Genomic DNA, 22,628 nt, shown 5'->3' with positions numbered 1-22,628 from the left:
GCTTTACTCTTCCATTCCATTATCACCGTTCGATAAAGGGTGATAGGTTTGTCAACGGTCTGAAAGGAGGCGAATGCCTCCTTTTCAATATGGCTTTACCGTGGGTATTCTCGCTCAATAAACGTCGCAAAATCCTGACACATCACATCATCGCCTTTTTCATTATCCGCCAGCACGCGATTTCCATCGACAATCCGTATCCGCGCGTCTAAATCGAAATCCGCCGCAGGCTGAGAGCGTAATGTTGCTTCAGAGATGGTTGATTCCGCCTGTTGCCAGGCTTCATCGACCGTGAGGTTACAGGCGCGCGCCAGATAAGCTGGATTGAACCCCTCTCCCGTCAAACTTCTCAACGTATCATCATGGCTGACGCTGTTGCCCGGCCGCCAGTAATGTTGCGCCAGATCGGGGCCTATCGCCGGATTGTCCGTCAGATAACCGTCACGTTGCAGGAAGTAATGCCGCGTTTGCTCCACCGCCATCAACGCCAGCAGATATCCCTGATAAGAACAGGCCGACTCCATGGACAGCAGGTGGGGGATCGCCAGCGTCGGACGCGGGCTTCCGCTGATGCCCAGAATACGCTGTTCAATCTCTCGCGCCAGCCGGGTCATAGCCTCAGGCGTGCGCTGCTCGTCAGACCAGGAATAGAGCTCCCACTCAAAGTAAGGCACCAGCAGAATATGACGTTCATTAAACGCCCGCATCGGCTGTCGGGTACTGATGTCCGCCCGGATCAGTTCATCCGGGATGGGCGCACCCTGCGCATTTTTCGCATAGCGTTTCAGCCAGTCGGCATCATGCAACAAGCTGTCGCAGAACATCGATTGGGTTTCCGCATAGGCCATGGATGTTGGCGGAAACTCCTGTGAAAAACAGGGGGCGTTCTGACGGATGTTGGAAAAATGCGCCGCATGTCCGCCCTCATGAAACAAGGTATTGATGCCGCTGGCGCCGCTGCCGACCTGATCCGGTTTCGCCAGGCTGGTGAAATTAATTCGCGCCGGGATCCATTCGCCCTGCTGAACAAAAGGCGGCACCGGGCCATGCATAAAGCCATTCTCGTACTTGCCCTTACGCACCAGTAGATCGAGCTGCATTTCCGCGCCGTTAAAGCCAATATGCAAGCGCTTAAAACTGTTGATCCAACGCGCCAGCGAAGCGGCGAACGGGAAATAAGGATCAAGCTGACGGGTCACGTCACCGGTGCTGGCGTAACGTATATTCCACGGTTGCAATGCCGTCTCCCCTTTTTCGGCGGCCAGACTCCTCAGGCTGCGGGCGTTCGCCTCGCGGGTTTGCGCTTCAAAAGGATCGAGAATGGCGAATAGCTGTTCCGGGGTCATGCGCTCGGTTTTATTCACCTTATAATCAAAATAGTTGCGGTAGCCCATCTGGCGGGCAAAACGGTTACGCAGGCCGATCAGTTCAGGAAAACCGTTGTGCAGCAGCCATTGCTCCAGATCGCGCAGCGCCTGTTGCGAACTCTGCCGATAGGCTTCCGTGTCATTGGTTGCCTGATTGGTCAGCAGCTCGCCCAATGACGCCGCTACCCGCTCGCCTTTGGCGTCCACATGCGTCATTTCATAGGCTTTACGCTTTGCATACAGCGTACTTTCCGCCGCGATGATTTCATCCATCAGCGCCTGCGCTTTCGGATCTTCAATCACATTGCAGTCGAAAAACCGATACCACCCCTGCAAACCATGCAGCAAGGCCTGCTGGTCGTCATTTACCGGGCTATTCTCCAACGCCGCAATATGCCGCCGCAATTCACCCAGTCGCTGCGGCTGGGAAATAAAACGTTTATAAGCACTTTCCGCGGCGGAAAACCGGGCGGACACATCCTCGCTTCCGGTTGCCATATAAAGCTGCCAGAACAGATCTTCTTTGGTTTGGTGAACGGCAAGATAGTCACGGTTCAACGCATTAAAATAATCTACAGCCTGTTGCATGATAGTCTTTCCCTCTGTTAACCCAGCCGTTTTCTAATGGCGGCAACCGCCTGTTCCATCGTCGGCGCGGCGCCGGTCGCCACCAGACAACAGGCCAGTTGCAGACGAATCGCCTGCGGCGGCGCGATCTCCCCCGCCAGACATTGCGCCGTCCAGCGCGCCGTGGTTGCCGCATCTTTGGCGATCGGCAAACCGTCAGGGGCGACCACAATATCCTGACGCAGTTGCAGCACCTGCGTTTTCTGCTGGTGAATCAAGTGAATTTCCGGACAACGCTGAGGGCTGGCATACGCTTCGCCTTCCGTGCCGTGCATCAGCAGCGCCCGCCCGTCAATGTCTTTGAAAAACGTCCCGACGCGGGATACATACTCTGGGTGAGAGACGCAGGCAAGCCTCAATGCCGCTTGCTCGGCAAAAGGCGTGGCGACTTTGGCCAGCGTATGGCTGCTGTTGCGCACCCCCATCCGCCAGCGTAGCTGCAACTGTTGATCAATGGCGGGACAGAGTACCGAAACAGGAATAAAAACCGGCTGCCCCTCATCGAGCTGCCGTTGCGCCTGTTCGGCGCTTTCGACCGCCGATATCCCAAGATTGCGCAATATCTCGGCGCTGGTGACGCGGGTGGGATCTTCACTCACGCCGTGGATCACCACCGGAAACCCCAGCTTTGCCAGCAGAAGCGCCAGCAGCGGCGTCAGGTTGGCCTGTTTTCTTGCGCCGTTGTAACTGGGGATCACCACCGGCATCGGGCGCTGCGCCGGTGGTTGCAAATGCAGAACCTGTTCATTCATCGCCTGATAAAAACCGCGCATTTCCGCATCCGACTCCCCCTTAATACGAAAGGCAATCAGCAATCCGCCCAACTCAAGCGCCGGAACATCGCCATTCAGCATCCGACGATACAACTCGTAGGCTGTCGTTTCATCCAAATCACGGGCATGATTTTTACCGCGACCGACCTCTTTAATGACTTTGGTGTAATCCATGCTGGCCCTCGTTAACCGTGATACAGCCGTTTATCTTGTCATACGCAGGCATGTTGCCGCCCGCGCCTTGAAATATATTGAATAGCGTTGTTAGCTTCTGTGCGAAAATAGCATGTTTTCCCGGCTATGGAATAACCTAACCCGTGTGATATCCCCGCGGCGATAGCTAACCGTCCGGCGGCATATCCCGTTGTTCAATCGGGAAAACGGGCAAAGCGGCAAGCAACTGGGCGCCATAGCCTTTGGTCAGCAGACGTCGGTCGTAAATGATAATTTCACCGAAGCATTCATGGCTGCGAATCAAACGCCCAACCTGTTGAATAAGACTGAATGAGGCGCTGGGTAAACTCTGCACCACAAAAGGATGACGCTTCAGGCTTTTCAACCACTCGCCTTCGGTGAGGATCACCGGACTGTCAATCGGCGGGAAAGCGATCTTGTGAATATGCACTTGAGACAGCAAGTTCCCTTTCAAATCAAGTCCTTCCGAAAAGGATTGCAATCCAATCAAGACGCTGGTTTGCCCTTGCTCTACCCGTTGGCGATGTAACTCCACCAGACGATAGCGGGGCTTATCCCCCTGAACCAGCAGCATCAGCCGCAGATCGGCGACCTGCGTCAGAAACAGCTGCATGGCGCGTTGGCTGGCAAACAGCATTAACATCCCGCGATGTTTATCTTTTTTCAGCTCAGCCCGGAAAAACCGAGCCATTTCGGCAATATGCTGCGGCTCATTTTGCATCAGCGGCTCATAGCGCATGTTGGGGATGACCAGACGCCCCTGTTCGCGGTGATTAAACGGTGAATCCAGCGCTAAAAAGCTGTCGCCGACCTTCTCATTCAGACCGGACAACTCCTGCAAACGCGAAAAACTGTTCAACGACCGCAGCGTCGCCGACGTCACGACCACATGCGGCACATTGTTCCATAATAACTTTTCCAACTGATCGGATACGCGAATGCCCGCACAGTGCAGGAACAGATGCGACTGCCCTTCCCGAACCTCGCGGGTGAGCCATTTGGATACCGGCGCATTGGAAGACTTCTCCATCGCCGCCAGCCGCCACAGTTTGCTCAACGCCTCCAGATAGCCAAGCAGACGGCTCATTTTCAGCAATGCCTGATGTAAACGCACCACGTCGTGTTTACCGGTTTTCTCGCTGAGATCGTTGAGCATAAATTCCATTAGCGCGCGCAGACCATCGGTCAGCTTAAATAACCGGATACAGCTTTCGCGCATTTCGTCGGGCATTTTCCCCATCGTGAAACGGTATTCGGTTTCACCGCCCTCTGCCGGTAAAAATAATCCGCACATTTGCGAAAACGACTGCGCCAGTTCGCGCAGTTCCTCGCAATGGCTGGTCAGCCTTTCACTGTGCGCCAGCCGCGGCGGCGATTTCGGCGCGAACTGCGCCATGCACAATCCGATCTGCTGCACCACCAGTTCAAGTTGCAGGGCGATATAAGCCGGTGTGACATCGCCGGACGTTTCCAGCGTATCGCGGGCGACATCCGGAATGTGGTGCCCTTCGTCCAACACCAGCAATAGGTTTTTGGGATTCGGCAACACCGACTCGCTTTCCATCGCGGCCATGACCAACGCGTGATTAGTCACCACCACATCGGCACTTTCAATCTCCCGACGGGCGACAAAGAACGGGCATTCACGGAAATAATGACAATTATGGCCGAGGCAATTGGCTTTGTCGGTGCTGAGCTTTCGCCACAGGCTGTCATCAATGGATTCCTGATAGTGATCGCGCAGCCCATCCCAGGCATAACTTTGCAGCGCCTTTTGGATACGGGAACATTTTCCCTGCTCTTCCCGGTTGGAAGGCGCCAGTTCATCCCCTAAAAATAGGGTAAGATCGCCCTGAGCATCCACATCCGTTGCCAGCATCGCCAGATTACGCGGGCAAATATAACGCCCACGGCCAAATGCGGCGGTGAATTTGAGTTCGGGGATAAACTTCTGCAACAGCGGTAAATCTTTGCTGAAAATCTGATCCTGCAAGGCCACATTCGCGGTGCTGACGACCAGCGTTTTTTCTTCCGCACGCCCAACCGCAATGCCGGGGATCAGATAAGAAAGCGTTTTGCCCACGCCGGTAGGCGCTTCGATAGCCAAATGGCGCGGATAATCGCCCGCCAGCGTTTTTGCCACTTCGGCAATCATCTGTCGTTGAGGTATGCGGGAAATAAAATCCGGAATTTGCTGTTGCAGGGCCTTATACCATTGGCCTATCTGCTGTTTTATTGCGGGGGACAGCGCCATGCCTTCTCTATTTTCAGTCAATCTGACGGATATTGTCCCACAGACCGGCAATAACGTCAGCCGATATCAGCGCACATTCCCTACTCGACAAAATCCAGACCGCCGGTTAGGGTAATCATCTGTTTGGCCGCTGACGATCGTTTAGGGCCGCCGATACACCCGCAACCTGCGAAATGAAGGGCATATGTCATCCGTTCATACGGTCAAACAATCCTACTGGTTTTCTCCGCAGCTTCCCCATGTTGAGAGCCGCTCTACCTGGCACAGCGCTCAGCGCTATAAAACGCATAGCCATGCGCAATTATCCATCGGCGCTATCGAGCAAGGCGCCACGACCTGCCATTACCGTGGGGAAAAACATCGGTTACAGACAGGCGATCTGATTTTCATCGATCCGCAGCAGCCCCACAGCTGTAACCCCTTTCCCGGACAGACACGTAGCTATCATATGCTGTATTTGGATACCGGCTGGTGTTTGGAAAAACTCGCTGAGCTGTATGGCTATCCCGTTGCCTCGCTGCACTGCCGTTGTGTCACGCTGCACAATCCGGCCCTGTTTGCCGATTACCGGCATCTGATTAGCCAGTTGCAGCAAGGAGAGATCGCCGCCGCCCGGCGAACGCTGAACGAACTGATAACGCCGATACTCCTGCAATACTGCGCTCCGGTTCAGCAAGTCGAACGGCCGGCTGCGTCTTCGGATCCGGCCCAATTAACGACGCATCATGTCCGCCAACGTTTGCTTACTCATTTGCAGGAAGCGCCGTCGCTGGAAACCCTGGCTAAGGAGTTAAATCTGCGGCGGGAAACCATCGTGCGGCATTTTCGTCACCATACCGGCATTACCCCTATGGCGTATCTCAATAATGCACGGGTGGAATACGCCAAAACCTTACTAAAAAAAGGCGTGCCGCTGGCCGATGCGGGCTATCAAAGCGGTTTTTGCGATCAGAGCCACTTCCATAAAATCTTCGTGCAATACACGGCGGCGACGCCCGGACAATATCGGCAGGCTCGATCAATATTTGACAATAAATAGCGATATCAGATGGCTAGACTGACCTCGATTATTCTTCGAGGTCATCGGCATTATGCTCATCAGTACACTCTTTCCCGATAATTTCCCTGCGCTGGCATTGGCTCACTTTGTCGCCTTACTGAGTCCCGGGCCGGATTTTTTCTTACTCACCGCGCATGCGATTCGCTACCGTTTACGGGGCAGCGCCGGAATTTGCCTGGGTATCGCCCTGGGAAACGGTATTTATATTTTTCTGGCGATAATAGGTTGGGCGGGCATCCAGCATTCGCCGCGGCTCTTTATAGTTATTGAACTAAGCGGCGCCTGTTACCTGTTGTGGATTGGCTATCAACTGCTGAAAAGTCACGCGTCGCACTCGCTAACGCCGTTACGGCAGACCGCAGGCTGCCCCGGTTTTCTCCGGCAAATCCTCCTGGGATTGGGTTCCGCCTTACTGAATCCCAAGAACATACTGTTTTACATTAGCCTGATGACCGGCATTCTCGGTCAGCATGTCACGCCAATTCAGCAAATCGTCAGCGGTGTCTGGATGTTTTCTATCGTGCTGGTCTGGGATTTGCTGATTGCCATGCTGATCACACTGCCGCGAATACAGCGGCGGCTTCAGCGCTACCTGAACCCGATCGGACGCGCCGCCGGCGTCATTTTAATATTCTTTGGTTTAATACTCCTGTTTCACCGCTGAAGACTTTATAATCCGGGGCAATGAATAAAAGGATAACCTGATGAATGTAGTCAAAGTAGGTCTTATCGGGCTGTTTGCCCTGTGCGCCATCGGCGGGATCGGCGGCGTGATGCTGGTCGGTTACATCATTATCGTGCACGGCGGTTAATCTCCCGCCGTCGGGCCGGTTATCCCTCATGCCGCGCGGCATAAAATTGCGCCCAGTAAGCCGGAATACGGGAGAATGTCAGTCTAAACCAGGAGGTAAACGCTTCCGGCGACGTCGCCATACGCTGTGCGATCTGTTCCAGCGACTGGTACTGATACCCTGCCGCCTCGTCCGGATTAATCTGCGGAACATCATCGGTTATGCCGAAATAGACGTGCCCCAACTCATGCTCAATAAGGCCATTATGCAACGGCAGCCGATAGGTCAGAGTAAACATGGGCGTAAGCGAACAGCGTAACCCCATTTCCTGATACAGCCGGCGGTGTGCGGCCTGGAGCGTATCCTCGCCGGGTGCCGGATGGCTGCAACAGGTATTGCTCCAAAGCCCTCCGCTGTGATACTTCGCCTCGGCGCGCTGCTGCAACAATAGCTGCTGCTGTGAATTGAAGATATAAACGGTGATTGCCCGATGTAATTCGCCTTTTTCATGCGCTTTCTGTTTTTCCATAACGCCAGTCGGCCTGTCGTTTTGATCAACCAGAATGACTTCCGTCAACGGCATACGTCCTCCTCTGAGATTACCCTAAGCGGCGACAAACCTGCCGCCGACAGCGCATCGGCGGCAGTACGCTACGCGTTATAGCATAATGAAACTCTGATTTTTAACACGCTGTGAATCCAGCCCGATAAATACCTCATATTTACCCGGCTCAACCACCTGCTGCATACGGGCATTGTAGAATTTCAGCGCGTCCTGATCGATAAGGAAACTGACGGTGCGTGATTCTCCCGGTTGCAGCATCAGTTTTTGGAAACCACGCAACTCTTTCACCGGACGGCTGACAGAGGCCACCACGTCATGCAAATACATCTGCACCACGGTTTCGCCGGCCCGTGCGCCGGTGTTTTTGACCGTTACGCTGGCCGTCACCGTTCCGTTGCGCGGCATCGTCCGGCTGGATAAGCGGACGTCCGATACGCTGAAGGTGGTATAGCTCAGGCCGTAGCCAAACGGATAGAGCGGGCCATTGGCTTCGTCATAATAATGCGAGGTGTATTTGCCCGGATTTTCCGGCGTGTATGGCCGGCCGGACGGCAGATGGTTGTAATAGATCGGGATTTGGCCGACCGATCGCGGAAAGGACATCGGCAACTTGCCGGACGGGTTATAGTCGCCGAACAGAACGTCGGCGATGGCATTGCCCCCTTCCGTTCCGCTGAACCAGGTTTCCAGCAGCGCGTCCGCCTGTTGATCCTCACGCACCAACGCCAGCGGACGGCCATTCATCAGCACCAGAACCAGCGGTTTACCCGTGGCTTTCAGCGCCGTAATCAGGTCTCGTTGGCTTTGCGGCAAATCGATATTGGAACGGCTTGAGGCCTCATGCGCCATACCGGCCGCTTCACCCACCACGGCCACCACCACATCAGCCTGCTTCGCCGCCCGCACCGCTTCGTCAATCATCGCCTGCGGCGAACGTTTATCGATCTGAACCGCCTCTTCATACAGATTCAGGAAATCAATAATCCCCTGATGATTGCTGATATTGGCGCCTTTGGCATACAGAATGGCGGCGTTGTCGCCCACCGCATTCTTGATGCCCTGATAAACCGTAATCGTCTGTTTTGTCACTCCGGCCGCAGACCAGCTTCCCATGGTATCGCGTTTGCTGTCGGCCAGCGGCCCGACGACGGCAATCGTCCCCTGTTTTTTCAGCGGCAACGTTTGCAACCGATTTTTCAGCAACACCAGGCTTTTACGCGCCACTTCACGCGCTTCTATACGATGCAAACGGCTTTCCGCATTGGTATCCGCCGGATCGGAGCCCGCCGGCCCCAAATGACGGTAGGGATCCTGAAACAGCCCCATGTCATACTTTACGTTAAGCACCTGGCGGCAGGCGTCATCGATTTCCTGCTCGCTCACCGCGCCGCTTTTTACCAGCTCCGGCAAATACCGGATGAAGTATTCATCGCTCATGCTCATGCCGACGCCGGATTTTAACGCCAGCCGGGAAGCATCGCGCGGGTTGTCGGCCACGCCATGCTTAATCAGTTCCTTAATCGCGCCGTGGTCGGTAATGGTTATCCCTTTAAACCGCCACTGGTCGCGCAAAATCTCTTTCAGCAACCAGCTATTGGCCGTGGCGGGCGTGCCGTTAATCGAATTCAGCGCCACCATCACCCCGCCGCTGCCGGCGTCAATCGCGGCTTTGTAGGGCGGCATATAATCCTGAAACATGCGTTGAGGACTCATATCCACGGTGTTGTAATCACGCCCGCCTTCGACCGCCCCGTAAAGCGCATAGTGCTTTACGCTGGTCATCAGAGAATGACGCGCCGTCACGTCGTCGCCCTGAAAGGCTTTTACCACCACTCCGGCTATCTTGCTGGTTAACCAGGTGTCTTCGCCGAAACCTTCAGAAACACGGCCCCAACGCGGATCGCGGGTAATATCGACCATCGGCGCCCAGGTCATATTCAGGCCGTCTTCCGTGGCCTCATAGGCCGCAATACGTCCGCTCAAGGCGATAGCGTCCATATCCCAACTGGACGCCAGCCCCAGCGCGATAGGAAAAATGGTGCGCTGACCGTGCAGCACATCGTAGGCAAAAAACAAGGGAATTTTCAGACGGCTAAGCTGCATCACCTGATCCTGCATCGCCCGGATATCAGGCCGCGTGACCGTATTAAAAATCGCCCCGACCTGACCGTTCCTGATCATTTCACGAATGGCTTCTTTGGGATTATCCGCCCCGACGCTGATTAATCTAAGCTGCCCGATTTTTTCGTTCAGCGTCATTTTTTTCATTAAATCAGAGACAAAAGCATCACGCTGTTGATGTGACGGTGTAACAGATGATGGCGGAGACAGGATTTCCTCAGCCGATATCGGGCTACAGGCAAGTCCAATTGCAATAGTCAGTGAAGTAAGCCATTTCATTCTTTATACAGATCTCGTCAATCCCGGCATCAGGACAGGTCACTGATGCTCAAGATAGGTTTGTAGATAAATCAGCCGTTGCGCCATAACCTCTGGCAGGATGAAGACCGCCGAATCCGGCACTCACCGACAACGCCAACGCACTTAGATACACCGCGCGTAATCATAGTGTATTTCTTTACATTTCATTGAATAAAAACTGTAAGAATAATGCGAGGCGTTGCGCAGAATAAAAATATTCCTCCCGCTGACCTACGTCGGCCGGCACTGCGGTGAATTCAGACATGGCGGAATTATGCGGAATACATGCCTTTCCGTTGGTCAGAATTGAAACGCCGGATGATCGCCGGCGTCGTCATAAAGGAAAAGACAAAAGGTCTTCAGGAAGCAATGCGGCTTAACGCTTTATCCAATGCCCCAACCAGCCAATCAATATCCTGTTCCTGAAAAGCCAGCGGAGGACGCAGCTTCAGCACGTTGCCATATGGCCCGGCGACCGAGGTGAGCACCCGCTCGGCGCGCAGCCGCTCAATGACGTCCAGCGCCAATGCCTTATCCGGCGTTTTGGCTTCACGATCGCCGACCAGTTCAAACCCGATAAACAGTCCCGCCCCACGCACATCACCGACACACTCGTGTCGCTGCGCCAGATATCCCAGCTCGCGGCGTAACTTTTCTCCGACGATCAGGCTATGTTCCTGTAAATTTTCCTCTCTAATCACGCTTAAAACCGCCTGGGCGGCAGCGATGGAAACCGGGTTGCCGCCAAAGGTATTAAAATAGGGAATTTCATCACTGAAAGCGGCCAATACCTCCGCTTTTGCCAGCAGCGCGGAGATGGGAATGCCGTTGCCCATCGGTTTTCCCAGCGTCACAACGTCCGGCACGATATTATGACGACCGAATCCCCAGAAACTTTCACCGGTGCGGGCAAACCCCGGTTGAACCTCATCGGCAATAAAAATCCCGCCATTCGCATGCACGACATCGATGGCAGGTTGCAGATAGCCTGCCGGCCCCGGCAGTACGCCATCCGATGAGAAAATCGAGTCCGCCAGAAACCCGGCGAACTTAATGCCGTTTGCCGACATATCGTCAATTTGTTTTTGGATCTCATTGGCAAACCAGACGCCCAGATCCGGCGCCTTGACCCGGTAGCGATCGGGAGACGGCACCAAACGCGTGGTCGAAGCCAGCGGTTGTCCGCTGCCCAACGCCGGCGACGCCCCGGAGGTCAGTTCGCTGGTGCCGTGATAGGCCTCCTGACTCACAATAATGCCGGTGCCGCCGCTGTAGGCTCTTGCCACGCGGATTGCCAGATCATTAGCCTCTGAGCCGGTACACATATACATCGCTTTATTGATTTCATCCGGCACAGTCGTCAGCAAATCGACGGAATAATCCAGAATGCGCTCATGCAAATAGCGGGTGTGGGTGTTCAGCAGACTCATTTGTTGGTGTACCGCTTCAATCACCGCCGGATGGCAATGGCCGATGCTGGCCACATTGTTATACACATCAAGATATTTTTCACCCGCCGCATCCCAAAGATATTGCCCCTTGCCGCGGACTAAATGCACTGGGTTGCGATAAAACAAACGATAGGATTCGCCAAGCACTTTACTGCGCTTATCAGTGAGTTTGCGAACATCCTTATCCAACGCGTCGGCGTGTTCCGCACGAAAACTGTTGGTATCCATAATGGTTGAGCGTGTCGCCATGATGACTCCAGTGTAAATAATCAATTAAGACCAAGGCCGGAAAACCGGGGGCGGTCTGAGGCTGAATGTCACCATACACCAAAAGCAATAAAATACACAAACACAAAAAAATGCACTTTTTTAGAGCACAAAAAACACCAAAAAAGAGCAAGGAATGAGTAAAAAGACCGCGAAATTCTTCAATGACGACAGGTAAGTAACCGGCACCCGATCGCGAAAATATTTTAATTAACTGTATTAAAAGGGATAAAAATAAAAAATAGCGATATCACCTGGAAATGGCATGTTTAGTGCTAGAAACCCCACAATAGCAAAAAAATGCACAAATAAGCGTGGTGCGCAAAAAACACCAAACAGATTGCTTCAGATTTGCACCGTAATTGTGTCGATATTTTCTGCAACCGTAAGGGGATCGTTCATGAACACTTTTTCATTTCGCCGCACCAGTCTGATAGCCGCACTCGCCGTATCCACGCTTGTCTCCGCCGCCCAGGCCGGCACGATTACCGTATATACCTCACTGGAGGAAGACGAAATCAAGGACTATATCGCTCAGGCCAAAAAAGATATGCCGGATCTGACGGTGGATGTCCTGCGTTTATCGACCGGCGATCTGGGTCCGCGCATTCTGGCCGAAGCCAAAAATCCACAGCATGACGTTCTCTGGGGATGGGCGCTGACCAATGTGATGGACAAGCGGATCTCCGCGCTTTTAGAACCTTATGCCGCCAAAGGCGCCGATAAGCTGGCGGATACCTACCGCGCGCCTGACGATAAGTGGTTTGCCGCCACCGGATATATGGCGGCCTTCTGTGTCAATACGGAAGCGCTGAAAGCCAAGAACCTGCCGGTTCCCGCCTCCTGGCAGGATTTAACCAACCCGATATATAAAGGCGAGATTGTCATGCCGAACCCGGTGTCCTCCGGTACCGGCTATCTGCAAATTGCGGCGCTGTTGCAGTCAAAAGGCGACGATCGGGGATGGGCGTTCTTAAAAACGCTGGATGGCAATATCGCCCAATATACCAAATCCGGCTCCCGCCCTTGTAAAGCTGCCCGCACCGGCGAATTTGCGATTGGCGTGTCGCTGGCCTTCGCCGCCATGCAATCGATTGAAGAGGGATACCCGGTAAAAATGGTGATCCCCAACGATGGCGCCGGCTATGAGCTGGAAGCCTCCGGTCTGATGGCCGCCGCAAAAAATAAGCCGGACGCCCAGCGTTTTCTGGATTGGACCCTCTCCGACAATGCGGCCGCGCTGTATACCAAATATAAAGAGATCGTCACCATTCCCGGCGTTGAGCAGGCGAATGCGGCCAAAATGGCCGGATTGCCGGGCGATCTGTCGACCGTATTGTATCCCGTCGACTTTAGTAAAAGCGCCGAGGAACGCGATACGATCCTGAGCCAATGGCAAAAAACCATCGGTCGCTAACAGGTCGATCGTAAAAAATTATTTTCGATGCAACGATACGCATAAACGCTATTGGCCCAAAAAAACCATCAGACGCCGACGTCTGACCCCGTGGTAATAAGAGGTAAATATCATGGCTCTGGTTATTCAGAATCTTCATAAAAGCTTTGATGGCTACGTCGCGCTTGATCGTATCAACCTGGCGATCGATAACGCCGAATTTGTCTGTCTGCTCGGCCCGAGCGGCTGCGGCAAAACGACGCTGTTACGCATTATCGCCGGTTTGCTCAGCAGCGACGGGGGGAAAATCACCCTCGACGGACGGGATCTGGTGAATGTGCCGGCGCGTGACAGAGGCTTCGGGATTGTTTTCCAATCCTATTCGCTGTTTCCGCATATGACTATCGCGCAAAACATCGGTTATGGTCTGAAGATCCGCAACACGCCCGACGCCGACATGCAGGAGCGGGTAAACGGCCTGCTGGATACCGTTCACCTGAGCGGATTCGGCGATCGCTATCCAAACCAGCTTTCCGGCGGCCAGCAGCAGAGGGTGGCTATCGCCCGCGCCCTGGCGGTCAATCCCTCGCTGTTGCTGCTGGATGAACCGCTCTCGGCGCTGGATGCCCGGGTTCGCGCCGGGTTGCGGCAGGAGTTACGTGAAGTGCAGCAACGGCTGGGGATCCCGACGCTGATGGTGACTCACGATCAGGAAGAAGCGATGAGCATGGCAGACAAAATCGTCTGTATGCACGGCGGCCGCATTATGCAGGAAGGCACGCCAAGAGAGCTTTACACCAGCCCCCGCTCCCGTTTTGTCGCCGAATTTATGGGACACAGCAACTTATTGCCGAAACCGGTGGTGCGTGAATGGATGCCGGAACTTCTGCACGCCGAGCAGGCCGCATCACTGCCCGACAATGCGGAACTATTTATCCGCCCGGAACGCATTACCTTGCATAAACAGGCGGGAGCGGAAGGCCGGATTATCAATGCCAGTTTTCTGGGAAGCATTCAACGGGTGCAGGTGCTGTGGAAACAGCAGCCGTTGCTGGTCGAAACCGGCAGCGCGATAAACTGGATACCGGGCGAGAACGTTCATATTTCTATTGCCGCACAAGATTGTGCCTGGGTACAAGCATGAGTCTATCCCTTCTCCCCCCGCAAACTACCGCCGATCGCTGGCTATCGCGTCTCTGCCTCTGGCTGCCGTTGGCGGCGCTGGTCGCCTTTTTCGGCGTGCCGATGCTGAGCATCGTATGGCACAGCCTGCTTGACGATCGGACCGGCGCGTTCGGTCTGTCGAATTATCTGGCGCTCCTTGACTCCCCCGGTATTTGGCGCGCCACGCTGAACAGCCTGATATTAGGCGTGGTCACCACCCTATTGACGCTCCTGCTGGGTTTTATCGTCGCCTATGGCCTGGAGTTTACCGCCATGCCGGCCAAGCGCTTTATCTCCTTTGCGACATCATTGCCGGTGCTGGCGCCCTCTCTGGTCTTGGGCCTGGGATTGATTTTTCTGCTGGGCCGCAACGGCATCGTCGGTAATATGCTGGGGGTGCGCCTGGATATTTACGGCTTTTGGGGATTATTAATCGCCAACGTGCTCTATGCCCTGCCGCAAGCGATTTTAATTATCCGCGTAACGTTGCGGCACAGTGATGCCCGTCAATACGAAGCCGCTAACGTGCTGGGCGCCACCGACTGGCGGCAATTTCTTGATATTACCTTGCCCGGCGTACGTTACGGGCTATTGAGCGCCGCGTTTGTGGTGTTCACCATTACCATTACCGATTTCGGCAACGCCATTGTGATTGGCGGCAATTTTTCCGTGTTGGCGACCGAAATTTATAGCCAGGTCAGCGGACAGATGAAGTTTGGTATGGGCGCGGTGGTAGGCATTTTACTGTTGCTGCCCGCCGCGGCGTCGATTTGGATCGAACGGGCCGCATCCCGCCGCCAGAGTATGATCGGCACGCATTCGGCCATGCGCCATGTGCCGCAGGCGCTGCCCGCGCGGGATATTCCCTTTTATCTGGCGACGATGACCATCGCGCTCAGTATTGTCACCGTGATCGTCACCGTGATTATCGCCAGCATGATCAGGCTTTGGCCTTACCGGCTGGACTTAACGCTCAGACACTATGACATCGATCTTGCCGGCGGTTATGCCCCTTTATGGACGTCGATCTGGATCTCGGCGCTGGCGGCCATTATCGGCACCACGCTGCTGTTCCTGCTAACCTTCGGCATTCGCCGCAGTCCGGGCAAAGGAGCAACCATCGCGGCCTTGCTTAGCGCATTACCGGTGGGCGTTCCCGGTTTGGTGCTCGGTCTGTCCTATGTGTTTACCTTCAATAGCGCCACCCTCCCGTGGGGGATGCTATATGGTTCGGCCATTCTGCTGGCGTTATGCAATTACTACCATTATCACACGCAGGGCTACACCACGATGATGATGGGAATGCGCAACGTACCCAGCGCCATGGAGGATGCCACCACGGTGCTGGGGGGCGGCATCGCCAGGATCTTACGCGACGTTTATCTTCCCGCCATGCGTATCACGCTGATTTCCGTCGCGATGTTCTTATTCATGCGTTCGATGGTGACGCTGTCGGCGGTTATCTTTCTGGTCACGCCCTCTCTGCCGCTGGGCGCGGTTACCGTTATGCGGCTGGATGAGGCGGGTTTCACTTCGCAGGCCGCGGCCTTTTCTACATGCATCATGGGGATTGTGGCTATAATGGCGCTGTTGCTCCATACCCTGACGGGAAAGCGAGAGTAGCCGCCGTCCGATCCGTTAATCCTGAGAACGTATATTCATGCTAGAAGAAACGCGCTTACATCGTATCCGTGCCCTTTTGTCCACGTTAAACCGGGTCAGCACGGAGAAAATCATTCAGCACCTCGGCGTATCGAGAGAGACCGTGCGGCGGGATATTCTGAAGCTGGAAGCGATAGGCGCATTACGCCGCGTTCACGGCGGAATTGTGGCGACGACGCTGGAGCCGGAAGCGCCGTTATCCGTTCGCAATACGGTACGTGAAAAAGAGAAACAGGCCATCGCCCGCGCGGCGGTACAGCAGCTAAAAGCCGGGCAGACGCTGTTTATCGATGCGGGCAGCACCACTTCGCTGCTGGCTGACGAGCTGTTGTCGATGCCGGGAATGACGGTGATCACCAACAGCCTGAATGTGGCGCTTAAGCTTACGGCGACGGAAACCACGCTGCATCATGAGGTGATTTTGCTGGGGGGGCATATGGGGCCGTCGGTGCAGGCAACCAGCGGAGACTTAACCATTAGCGAACTTCAGCGTTATCGTGCCGATGTCGCGCTATTGTCACCGGTGGGGATCGCCAGCCAGTCAGGCGCCAGCAGCTTCGCGCATCACGAGGCGGCCGTGGCCGGCGCGATGGTGCAACATGCCAAAACCCGGATTATCCTGGCCGATCACAGCAAGATCGGGATCACCAGCCGGGTTATCTACGCCACCCTGGCCGAGATCGACGTCATTATCACCGATGCGGCGGCGGCCGATAAAGCGGATTTATCGTCGCTTCAGTCGCAATGCCGACAGACCATTATCGCCTGATGCCGTTACGCATCGGCGCCGGGCACATCATTGTACCCGGCGTGTCTGATATCGTTCACTGAATTAAACGCCTAGGTGATTTCCGACATTTTTCGTGCTAATGCTAATGCTCTGTTTGCACAAGGAGCATAAGACATGTATCAGCTGTATATCGCCAATAAAAATTATTCGTCCTGGTCGTTGCGTCCGTGGGTGCTGCTAAAAGCGCTGTCCATTCCGTTTGAAGAAAAACAGGTGGCTTTCGTTTCCGCCGGCGCGAATCCGGCATTTAAAGCCTTTTCTCCTTCAGCAAAAGTTCCCTGTCTGATCGATGGCGATACCACCGTCTGGGATTCGCTGGCGATTGCCGAATACCTTGCCGAGCGGCATAACGCCGTCTGGCCCGCCGATGCCAAAGCTCGCGCCTGGGCGCGGTGCGCCGCGGCGGAAATGCATTCCGGCTTCACGGCGCTGCGCAATCATTGCGCCATGAGCTGCGGCGTCAAGGTCAGAATAAACGCCATTCCCCCGGCGTTAAGCCATGATCTGCAACGCATCAACGAACTGTGGCAGGAAGGGTTAACGCGATTTGGCGGCCCTTTTCTGGCGGGGAAAAACTTTTCAGCGGCCGATGCTTTCTTTGCGCCAGTGGTGTTCCGCATCAACACTTATCAGTTGCCGGTTGCGCCGCAGGTGAGCGCTTATTGCGAGCATCTGTTATCGCAACCCGCCATGCAAGCATGGCTGAAAGACGCGCTGGCTGAGACCTGGCGCGAACAGGAACATGAAGATGATGTCGCCGGCGCCGGGGAAATTATCGAGGATTTACGAGCCGGCGGCTGACTCTGCTTAATACTGGCTCTTGTTCACAAATTTACCGATAACGGTATATGTCAGCTCAGTGCTATTTCGTGCGCGAAAAGAAAGGTATTTTCATGCTGCGTCGTAGCACGCGCCCGACGCAGGGCGCTCAAGCGCCGCCGCCCTGCGAACCCAGGCTTCCGGCTAAATTATGCCGCTGCGCGGTGCCTTCGGAACCGGAGGTCTCCTGTCGAACCGCCAGTGACGCGCTCCCAGCGCGGCACTGGCTTTCGCCGCGTCCTGCGGCTCATTCGGGAGACCTCCCATTCCTCAGCATAATTTTTTACGCCGACAGACGGCAAAAAATTTAAACGCCCGCCCAGGCCGGTTACTCTATCCCCGCGCTCGCCATGCTCTGAGGCTGCTGCGAAGCCAGCGCCTTTTGTTTTTTGTAGCTTAATGCGACGGCGGGCACCGCGCTGATTTTACCGGTTTCCATCCATTTACGCAGGCGATTGGCATCGGCAAAATGAGTGTATTTGCCAAACGCATCCAGCACCACCAACGCCACCGGGCGCTGATTAATAACAGTACGCATCACCAGACAATGCCCGGCCTGATTAGTGAAGCCGGTTTTGGTTAGTTGAATATTCCAGTCAGGCTTATAAACCAGATGGTTGGTGTTACGGAACGGCAGGCTGTACGCCGGACGGGAAAACGTCACCATTTTTTCATGCGTGGTGCTGAGCTGGCTGAGCAACGGATACTGTTTACTGGCGATAAGCAGCTTGGTGAGATCGCGCGCGGTCGAAACGTTGTTGATAGACAGCCCGGTCGGCTCGACATAACGCGTATGCCTCATGCCCAATGCGCGGGCTTTGGCGTTCATGGCGGCAATAAATGCCTGATAGCCGCCGGGATAATGGTGGGCAAGGCTGGCGGCGGCACGGTTCTCCGATGACATCAGCGCCAGCAACAACATATCCTGACGGCTGATTTCACTATTCAGCCGCACCCGTGAATAAACTCCGACCATTTCCTTCGTCTGACTGATGTCAATAGAAAGCATTTCATCCAATGGCAGATTGGCATCCAGCACCACCAACGCCGTCATCAGTTTGGTAACGGACGCGATAGGCACAACCACATCCGGGTTACTGGAATAGAGGACATGGTCGTCGCGTAAATCCACCACCATCGCACTGCCGGAAGCAATTTCCTGATGTGCGGCAACCGCTGATTTGACAGCGGTTTTCGCCATTGCCTGCGGGACAGCCAACGCAGACGTGCACAGCAACAGTCCAAGCAAAGAAAGTTTAAATTTTTCACTCATTATTCGACGACTTAAACAGCACGCTGTTAAATGAAAAGAGATAGGCAGACGCATTATAATTTACCGCCAATCCCTGTGCACTCGCGCATCAGAAAAACCTTTGTGACAAAGTTTGACAAGCCCGCTGGCTCCGCCAGTTAACGATGACGCCCCGCTACGCCGCGCATCTGGTTTAACAAATGGAGGCTGATGCCGCTAAATATCCCGGTGGTTATCCCCCCGGCGGCGCCGGCCAGCGTACAAAATATAGCGCTGTTCGCCAGCGCGGGAAACCAGGCCAGTTGCACAGCAAAATAGAACCGCAGGCCAAAGGTCAACAACATTAATACCAGCGGCACGGACGATCCGGTACGCTCAAAACACTGTATGTCGGCCCGGTACGTTCCCGCGTTTTTTCCCAGTTGCCACCCCAGACACAGTCCGACCGTCAAGGCCAGCAAAAAGCCGACGACCGCCGCGTTACGCAGCACCAAAGTAGATAAAATAGCAGCGATACCCCAGCACAGAATAATAAGCGGAAGCAACAGCAGATGTCGTGGGGATTGCCGCAGCGGCCGGCAGGCTTTTATTCCAACATAGATCAGATACGCCAGCACAATCCATACCCACGGGGGCGTATGGCGAAGGGTAATAAGCAAATTTTCCATGATGATCGGTATGTGTTCCGCCGCGGGATACCCAGCAGCATAATCCCGTGAAGAACCGCCCGCAATCAGGACGCGGATCGCGATTCGTTCCCGCCCGTCTGTGATAAAACATTATCGCAGACGGGCGGGGCTTATATCACTATCAGTTCTTTGCTTGCTCCAATGCCTGTTTTACCGCGTTAATTACCCCCTGACTCGACAGCGTCGCCCCGGTTACGGCGTCCACCTTGTCAGGATCCTGCGTTTCAATCAGTTCAGGCACCACATTATCAATGACCCCCATCATCAGCGCTTCGGTATCTTCGTGTTGGGTCACTTCAGCATTGGTGATTTTTCCACCTTCAATGCTTACGGAAACTTCAACGTCCCCTTCTTTTCCCGGTGCTTTGCCCGTATATGTGCCGTCTTTATACTGGGCGGAGGCGGCAAAAGAAAACGAAAGAGCCAATGTGGCCAGCACGGCCGGAATGAATTTTTTCATAGTTTTCCCATAAGTTAATTACACAATAAGATGATGACTAACGCTAACGGCGGGCAACGCCCTGAATATGCATATTAACCACTCATCCATTCCGGACAATCAGGATGGATGGATTTTGGGATCGGGTTCCCTGATTATTTGCCTTCTTTTATCTCTTTCACGGCCTGATCGGCGCCGATACGACCATAGGTGACGATATCCGCCAGCGAGTTGCCGCCCAGACGATTGGCGCCATGCACGCCGCCGGCCGCCTCTCCCGCCGCAAACAGGTTAGGAATGACCTTACCATTCACATCCAGTACCTGTGCCCTGTTGTTAATCGCAATCCCGCCCATCGTGTGGTGAATGCCGGGCGTGACTTCAATGGCGTAATACTTGCCGCTATCAAAGGCCAGCTTCATGCTTTCACGGCCGAACTCATCGTCTTTATTGCTTTTGACATAGCGGCTGTAAGCGCTGAGCGTCTGCGCCAGTTGCTTGCCGTCAATGTGAATGGCGTTGGCTAGCTCTTCAACCGTATTCCCTTCAGCAACCAGTTTTTGCTTGAAGTAAGATTGTGTAGCCTGATTTTGCTTGACCAGTTCATCATTGAAAATCAAATAGGCATGCGCGCCCGGTTGTTTCAGGATGCTTTGGGAAACCACATCACGGGTAAGCAGTTCATTAACAAAGCGCTTGCCGCTCTCGTTGACCATAATCGCGCCATCGCCGCGTACCGCTTCGGTAATCAAAATACCTTTACCCGGCACGGTGGAAGGGTGAATCTGGATATACTCCATATCCACAAGCTTGGCATTCAGCTTGCTGGCCATTTTGACGCCGTCGCCCTGGGTGCCCGGCGCATTGGTGGTTTTAAACCCCACCAGCTTAGGATCGTATTGTTTGATCATGTCAAAGTTGGCCCCAAAGCCCCCTGAGGTGATCATCACTTTCTTGGCATCAATGGTGAATTCTTTGCCATCTTTCCCTTGCGCTTTAACCCCGGTCACTTCTCCCTTGTCATTTTGGACGATATCCGTTGCCGAAGTGCTGGTGCGAAGATCGATGTCCAACGCTTTGACTTTTTTAATCAGGGCTACGGCAATAAAGCTTCCCGCCGGTTCACCCCCGGCCGGACGGTGGGTACGGTCGACGCGGGAACCGCCGGTGCGGGTCAGATCCGCCAGATCGGCGCCATTCTCTTTCAAAAAGAGAACAGAGTCTTTCGCATGCGCCGTGAGCGTTTTAACCACCTCCGGGTTATTGATATTCCGCCCGCCTTTCATGGTGTCCTCATAAAACATCTCAGGACTGTCCGTGATGCCTCTGGCTTTTTGCAGATCCGTACCGGCAGCGTTTAATCCTGCTTCCGCCCGCGCGGTATTTCCGCCGGCAAAGGGCATTTTCTCCAGCAATATGACTTTTGCCCCCTGATTATGCGCTTCAATGGCCGCCGACATCCCGGCCCCGCCCGCGCCGATAATCACCAAATCGGTGCTTTCACTGTGAACGGCCGAGGAAAAGGCCAATGCCAACGCACTCAATAATAGGACTGGTTTTTTCATGATGTATGAACCTGTATGCGGTTATTGCCAGTAAGGGATTCCAAAACGGATATTTTCATATCCGACTCGATATTTATCCGACACTGCTTTGATACATACAGAAAACTCATCATCGTGTATAAAACAGCGCTGATTTAAATCCTACTCCGATTAATATTCAAAAATTTTAACCCGATCATATATTTATAAATTGTTTGAATTAAATAGTCACAGTGGATTTATCAATTCGCTCAAAGGAAAGGGGATATTTCGGGTATCTCTTTTTTCAGCAGGTCAGGAGGATAAGTCAGTGATTGACCGCCATAAAAATAGCGGCCAATCCGTTAGCTAATTTAACAACCAAATAACATAAAGAAGACATTAAGGACATATTTAATCTGTTCGCTCTATGTCCGGTTAAAATCCCAGTAATTGTCGATAAGAATGGGTTTCAATATTTTCCATTGACAGCCCGAGGCGAAATGCACATTCAATACATTGTTCTCTTAACGAATTCAGTTGCGCTTCATCATCGGTCATAACGGATATTTCGACAAAGTGACCAAGTGATTCAATATAATCCAGCGTAATATGAAAAATATCCAGAAAATAGACGCTACGCGTCTTATAGACCTCATGAATCGCACGGTATCCCAGCGTCTGCAACATACTGTCCGTCTTTTCGAACGATTCGACGCTCACCGCTTCGCAGCGCTCGGCCCCCGGGCCTTTGACGATCCAAAGTTTAATCCCTGATGGAGCCATCCGTCGTAATAACATGCTTATGTTTTGTTGTTGCAGACCGCCTTGCGCATCGTCGTAATAAATATCATGCTCTTTATTCTCGAAGACAAAGGCCTCAGGGTGATGGCTAAAGAGCGTATCGCGAAAAACGGCGATATCCTGAATACGAAATTTCAGCTCAACTTCATATTTCCCTGCAAAATGCTCAATCATGTTCTTTCTCCTTACAGGACTGTCCATAAGCACTATGGAACGCCAGTCCCGACATATCAATGCGCTTTTTCGACGCATTAAGCCGGATGCGCATAAAATGCACATTCGCTCCTTCTCCCGCTCCTGCCGGCAATACCACCACAAT

The 22,628-nt window shown here is 53.8% G+C and carries 19 protein-coding genes; 8 read left to right on the top strand and 11 right to left on the bottom strand.

The genetic code is table 11. The annotated features are described in order from the left end of the window. Positions 1-95: 95 nt before the first annotated feature. The 3 genes from HOY33_RS05265 to dinG all read right to left on the bottom strand — a co-directional run bounded on the left by HOY33_RS05265 (position 96) and on the right by dinG (position 5,216). On the bottom strand, positions 96-1,955 hold the full coding sequence (locus HOY33_RS05265) for a M3 family metallopeptidase (RefSeq protein ID WP_172289161.1): 1,860 nt from the start codon (positions 1,953-1,955) through the stop codon (positions 96-98). 17 nt (positions 1,956-1,972) lie between these two features. Then, positions 1,973-2,941: a DNA-binding protein YbiB gene (gene ybiB, locus HOY33_RS05260; RefSeq protein ID WP_172289160.1), complete on the bottom strand. Its 969-nt coding sequence runs from the start codon at positions 2,939-2,941 to the stop codon at positions 1,973-1,975. Between the two features lie 166 nt (positions 2,942-3,107). Then, on the bottom strand, positions 3,108-5,216 hold the full coding sequence (gene dinG / locus HOY33_RS05255) for an ATP-dependent DNA helicase DinG (protein WP_172289159.1): 2,109 nt from the start codon (positions 5,214-5,216) through the stop codon (positions 3,108-3,110). Positions 5,217-5,400: 184 nt separating this feature from the next. On the opposite strand from dinG, the gene HOY33_RS05250 reads away from it, so the two are divergent. Genes HOY33_RS05250 through HOY33_RS20605 form a run of 3 tightly spaced genes read left to right on the top strand, consistent with a single transcriptional unit; the run spans position 5,401 to position 7,088 of the window. Then, positions 5,401-6,255 carry an AraC family transcriptional regulator gene (locus tag HOY33_RS05250; RefSeq protein WP_172289158.1) on the top strand — a complete coding sequence of 285 codons (855 nt, stop codon included), beginning with the start codon at positions 5,401-5,403 and terminating at the stop codon, positions 6,253-6,255. 52 nt (positions 6,256-6,307) lie between these two features. Further along, positions 6,308-6,940 carry a LysE family translocator gene (locus tag HOY33_RS05245; RefSeq protein WP_172289157.1) on the top strand — a complete coding sequence of 211 codons (633 nt, stop codon included), beginning with the start codon at positions 6,308-6,310 and terminating at the stop codon, positions 6,938-6,940. Positions 6,941-6,980: 40 nt separating this feature from the next. Then, positions 6,981-7,088: a hypothetical protein gene (locus HOY33_RS20605; RefSeq protein ID WP_233356299.1), complete on the top strand. Its 108-nt coding sequence runs from the start codon at positions 6,981-6,983 to the stop codon at positions 7,086-7,088. A 19-nt stretch (positions 7,089-7,107) separates the two neighbouring features. Here the strand turns inward: HOY33_RS20605 and idi are convergent, their stop codons facing one another. The 3 genes from idi to HOY33_RS05230 form a co-directional block, all read right to left on the bottom strand. After that, complete coding sequence (idi, locus tag HOY33_RS05240; protein WP_172289156.1) at positions 7,108-7,650, bottom strand: isopentenyl-diphosphate Delta-isomerase; 543 nt, start codon at positions 7,648-7,650, stop codon at positions 7,108-7,110. 75 nt (positions 7,651-7,725) lie between these two features. Continuing rightward, positions 7,726-10,032 carry a beta-glucosidase BglX gene (gene bglX, locus HOY33_RS05235; RefSeq protein WP_172289155.1) on the bottom strand — a complete coding sequence of 769 codons (2,307 nt, stop codon included), beginning with the start codon at positions 10,030-10,032 and terminating at the stop codon, positions 7,726-7,728. Between the two features lie 380 nt (positions 10,033-10,412). After that, entirely contained in the window at positions 10,413-11,753 is a 1,341-nt protein-coding gene (locus HOY33_RS05230) for an aspartate aminotransferase family protein (protein WP_172289154.1), read from the bottom strand. 418 nt (positions 11,754-12,171) lie between these two features. Here HOY33_RS05230 and HOY33_RS05225 point away from each other — a divergent pair, with 418 nt between their 5' ends. From HOY33_RS05225 to HOY33_RS05205, 5 genes are all read left to right on the top strand, one after another. Beyond that, the gene (locus HOY33_RS05225) at positions 12,172-13,188 is read left to right on the top strand and encodes an ABC transporter substrate-binding protein (RefSeq protein WP_172289153.1); all 1,017 of its coding nucleotides are present in this window, start codon (positions 12,172-12,174) and stop codon (positions 13,186-13,188) included. A 112-nt stretch (positions 13,189-13,300) separates the two neighbouring features. After that, positions 13,301-14,311: an ABC transporter ATP-binding protein gene (locus HOY33_RS05220; protein ID WP_172289152.1), complete on the top strand. Its 1,011-nt coding sequence runs from the start codon at positions 13,301-13,303 to the stop codon at positions 14,309-14,311. Further along, complete coding sequence (locus HOY33_RS05215; RefSeq protein ID WP_172289151.1) at positions 14,308-15,954, top strand: ABC transporter permease subunit; 1,647 nt, start codon at positions 14,308-14,310, stop codon at positions 15,952-15,954. Before HOY33_RS05220 ends, HOY33_RS05215 begins: the two co-directional genes overlap by 4 nt. Before the next feature lie 37 nt (positions 15,955-15,991). Beyond that, entirely contained in the window at positions 15,992-16,762 is a 771-nt protein-coding gene (locus HOY33_RS05210) for a DeoR/GlpR family DNA-binding transcription regulator (protein ID WP_172289150.1), read from the top strand. A gap of 135 nt (positions 16,763-16,897) precedes the next feature. Continuing rightward, the gene (locus tag HOY33_RS05205) at positions 16,898-17,584 is read left to right on the top strand and encodes a glutathione S-transferase family protein (protein ID WP_172289149.1); all 687 of its coding nucleotides are present in this window, start codon (positions 16,898-16,900) and stop codon (positions 17,582-17,584) included. A 346-nt stretch (positions 17,585-17,930) separates the two neighbouring features. Here HOY33_RS05205 and pbpG read toward each other — a convergent pair whose 3' ends face one another. From pbpG to cyaB, 5 genes are all read right to left on the bottom strand, one after another. Further along, on the bottom strand, positions 17,931-18,875 hold the full coding sequence (gene pbpG / locus HOY33_RS05200) for a D-alanyl-D-alanine endopeptidase (protein WP_172289148.1): 945 nt from the start codon (positions 18,873-18,875) through the stop codon (positions 17,931-17,933). A 137-nt stretch (positions 18,876-19,012) separates the two neighbouring features. Continuing rightward, positions 19,013-19,522 (bottom strand): DUF6622 family protein, encoded by a 510-nt coding sequence (locus tag HOY33_RS05195; RefSeq protein WP_172289147.1) that lies wholly within the window; start codon positions 19,520-19,522, stop codon positions 19,013-19,015. A gap of 142 nt (positions 19,523-19,664) precedes the next feature. Next, complete coding sequence (locus HOY33_RS05190; RefSeq protein ID WP_172289146.1) at positions 19,665-20,003, bottom strand: FMN-binding protein; 339 nt, start codon at positions 20,001-20,003, stop codon at positions 19,665-19,667. 134 nt (positions 20,004-20,137) lie between these two features. Continuing rightward, positions 20,138-21,547, bottom strand: coding sequence for a flavocytochrome c (locus HOY33_RS05185; RefSeq protein WP_172289145.1), 1,410 nt, complete (start codon positions 21,545-21,547; stop codon positions 20,138-20,140). A gap of 396 nt (positions 21,548-21,943) precedes the next feature. After that, positions 21,944-22,483 carry a class IV adenylate cyclase gene (cyaB, locus tag HOY33_RS05180; RefSeq protein WP_172289144.1) on the bottom strand — a complete coding sequence of 180 codons (540 nt, stop codon included), beginning with the start codon at positions 22,481-22,483 and terminating at the stop codon, positions 21,944-21,946. Positions 22,484-22,628: the final 145 nt, after the last annotated feature.

This window comes from Brenneria sp. hezel4-2-4, from assembly GCF_013155275.1.
GTDB lineage: Bacteria > Pseudomonadota > Gammaproteobacteria > Enterobacterales > Enterobacteriaceae > Brenneria.
The sequence above is the reverse complement of the archived record's forward strand: the minus strand, read 5'-3'. Positions and strand labels throughout refer to the sequence as shown.

What these genes read in the sequence shown, in the direction of transcription:
- HOY33_RS05265 (WP_172289161.1), bottom strand. Translation starts at nt 1,955, where the DNA reads ATGCAACAGGCTGTAGATTATTTTAATGCGTTGAACCGTGACTATCTT.
- ybiB (WP_172289160.1), bottom strand. Translation starts at nt 2,941, where the DNA reads ATGGATTACACCAAAGTCATTAAAGAGGTCGGTCGCGGTAAAAATCAT.
- dinG (WP_172289159.1), bottom strand. Translation starts at nt 5,216, where the DNA reads ATGGCGCTGTCCCCCGCAATAAAACAGCAGATAGGCCAATGGTATAAG.
- HOY33_RS05250 (WP_172289158.1), top strand. Translation starts at nt 5,401, where the DNA reads ATGTCATCCGTTCATACGGTCAAACAATCCTACTGGTTTTCTCCGCAG.
- HOY33_RS05245 (WP_172289157.1), top strand. Translation starts at nt 6,308, where the DNA reads ATGCTCATCAGTACACTCTTTCCCGATAATTTCCCTGCGCTGGCATTG.
- HOY33_RS20605 (WP_233356299.1), top strand. Translation starts at nt 6,981, where the DNA reads ATGAATGTAGTCAAAGTAGGTCTTATCGGGCTGTTTGCCCTGTGCGCC.
- idi (WP_172289156.1), bottom strand. Translation starts at nt 7,650, where the DNA reads ATGCCGTTGACGGAAGTCATTCTGGTTGATCAAAACGACAGGCCGACT.
- bglX (WP_172289155.1), bottom strand. Translation starts at nt 10,032, where the DNA reads ATGAAATGGCTTACTTCACTGACTATTGCAATTGGACTTGCCTGTAGC.
- HOY33_RS05230 (WP_172289154.1), bottom strand. Translation starts at nt 11,753, where the DNA reads ATGGCGACACGCTCAACCATTATGGATACCAACAGTTTTCGTGCGGAA.
- HOY33_RS05225 (WP_172289153.1), top strand. Translation starts at nt 12,172, where the DNA reads ATGAACACTTTTTCATTTCGCCGCACCAGTCTGATAGCCGCACTCGCC.
- HOY33_RS05220 (WP_172289152.1), top strand. Translation starts at nt 13,301, where the DNA reads ATGGCTCTGGTTATTCAGAATCTTCATAAAAGCTTTGATGGCTACGTC.
- HOY33_RS05215 (WP_172289151.1), top strand. Translation starts at nt 14,308, where the DNA reads ATGAGTCTATCCCTTCTCCCCCCGCAAACTACCGCCGATCGCTGGCTA.
- HOY33_RS05210 (WP_172289150.1), top strand. Translation starts at nt 15,992, where the DNA reads ATGCTAGAAGAAACGCGCTTACATCGTATCCGTGCCCTTTTGTCCACG.
- HOY33_RS05205 (WP_172289149.1), top strand. Translation starts at nt 16,898, where the DNA reads ATGTATCAGCTGTATATCGCCAATAAAAATTATTCGTCCTGGTCGTTG.
- pbpG (WP_172289148.1), bottom strand. Translation starts at nt 18,875, where the DNA reads ATGAGTGAAAAATTTAAACTTTCTTTGCTTGGACTGTTGCTGTGCACG.
- HOY33_RS05195 (WP_172289147.1), bottom strand. Translation starts at nt 19,522, where the DNA reads ATGGAAAATTTGCTTATTACCCTTCGCCATACGCCCCCGTGGGTATGG.
- HOY33_RS05190 (WP_172289146.1), bottom strand. Translation starts at nt 20,003, where the DNA reads ATGAAAAAATTCATTCCGGCCGTGCTGGCCACATTGGCTCTTTCGTTT.
- HOY33_RS05185 (WP_172289145.1), bottom strand. Translation starts at nt 21,547, where the DNA reads ATGAAAAAACCAGTCCTATTATTGAGTGCGTTGGCATTGGCCTTTTCC.
- cyaB (WP_172289144.1), bottom strand. Translation starts at nt 22,483, where the DNA reads ATGATTGAGCATTTTGCAGGGAAATATGAAGTTGAGCTGAAATTTCGT.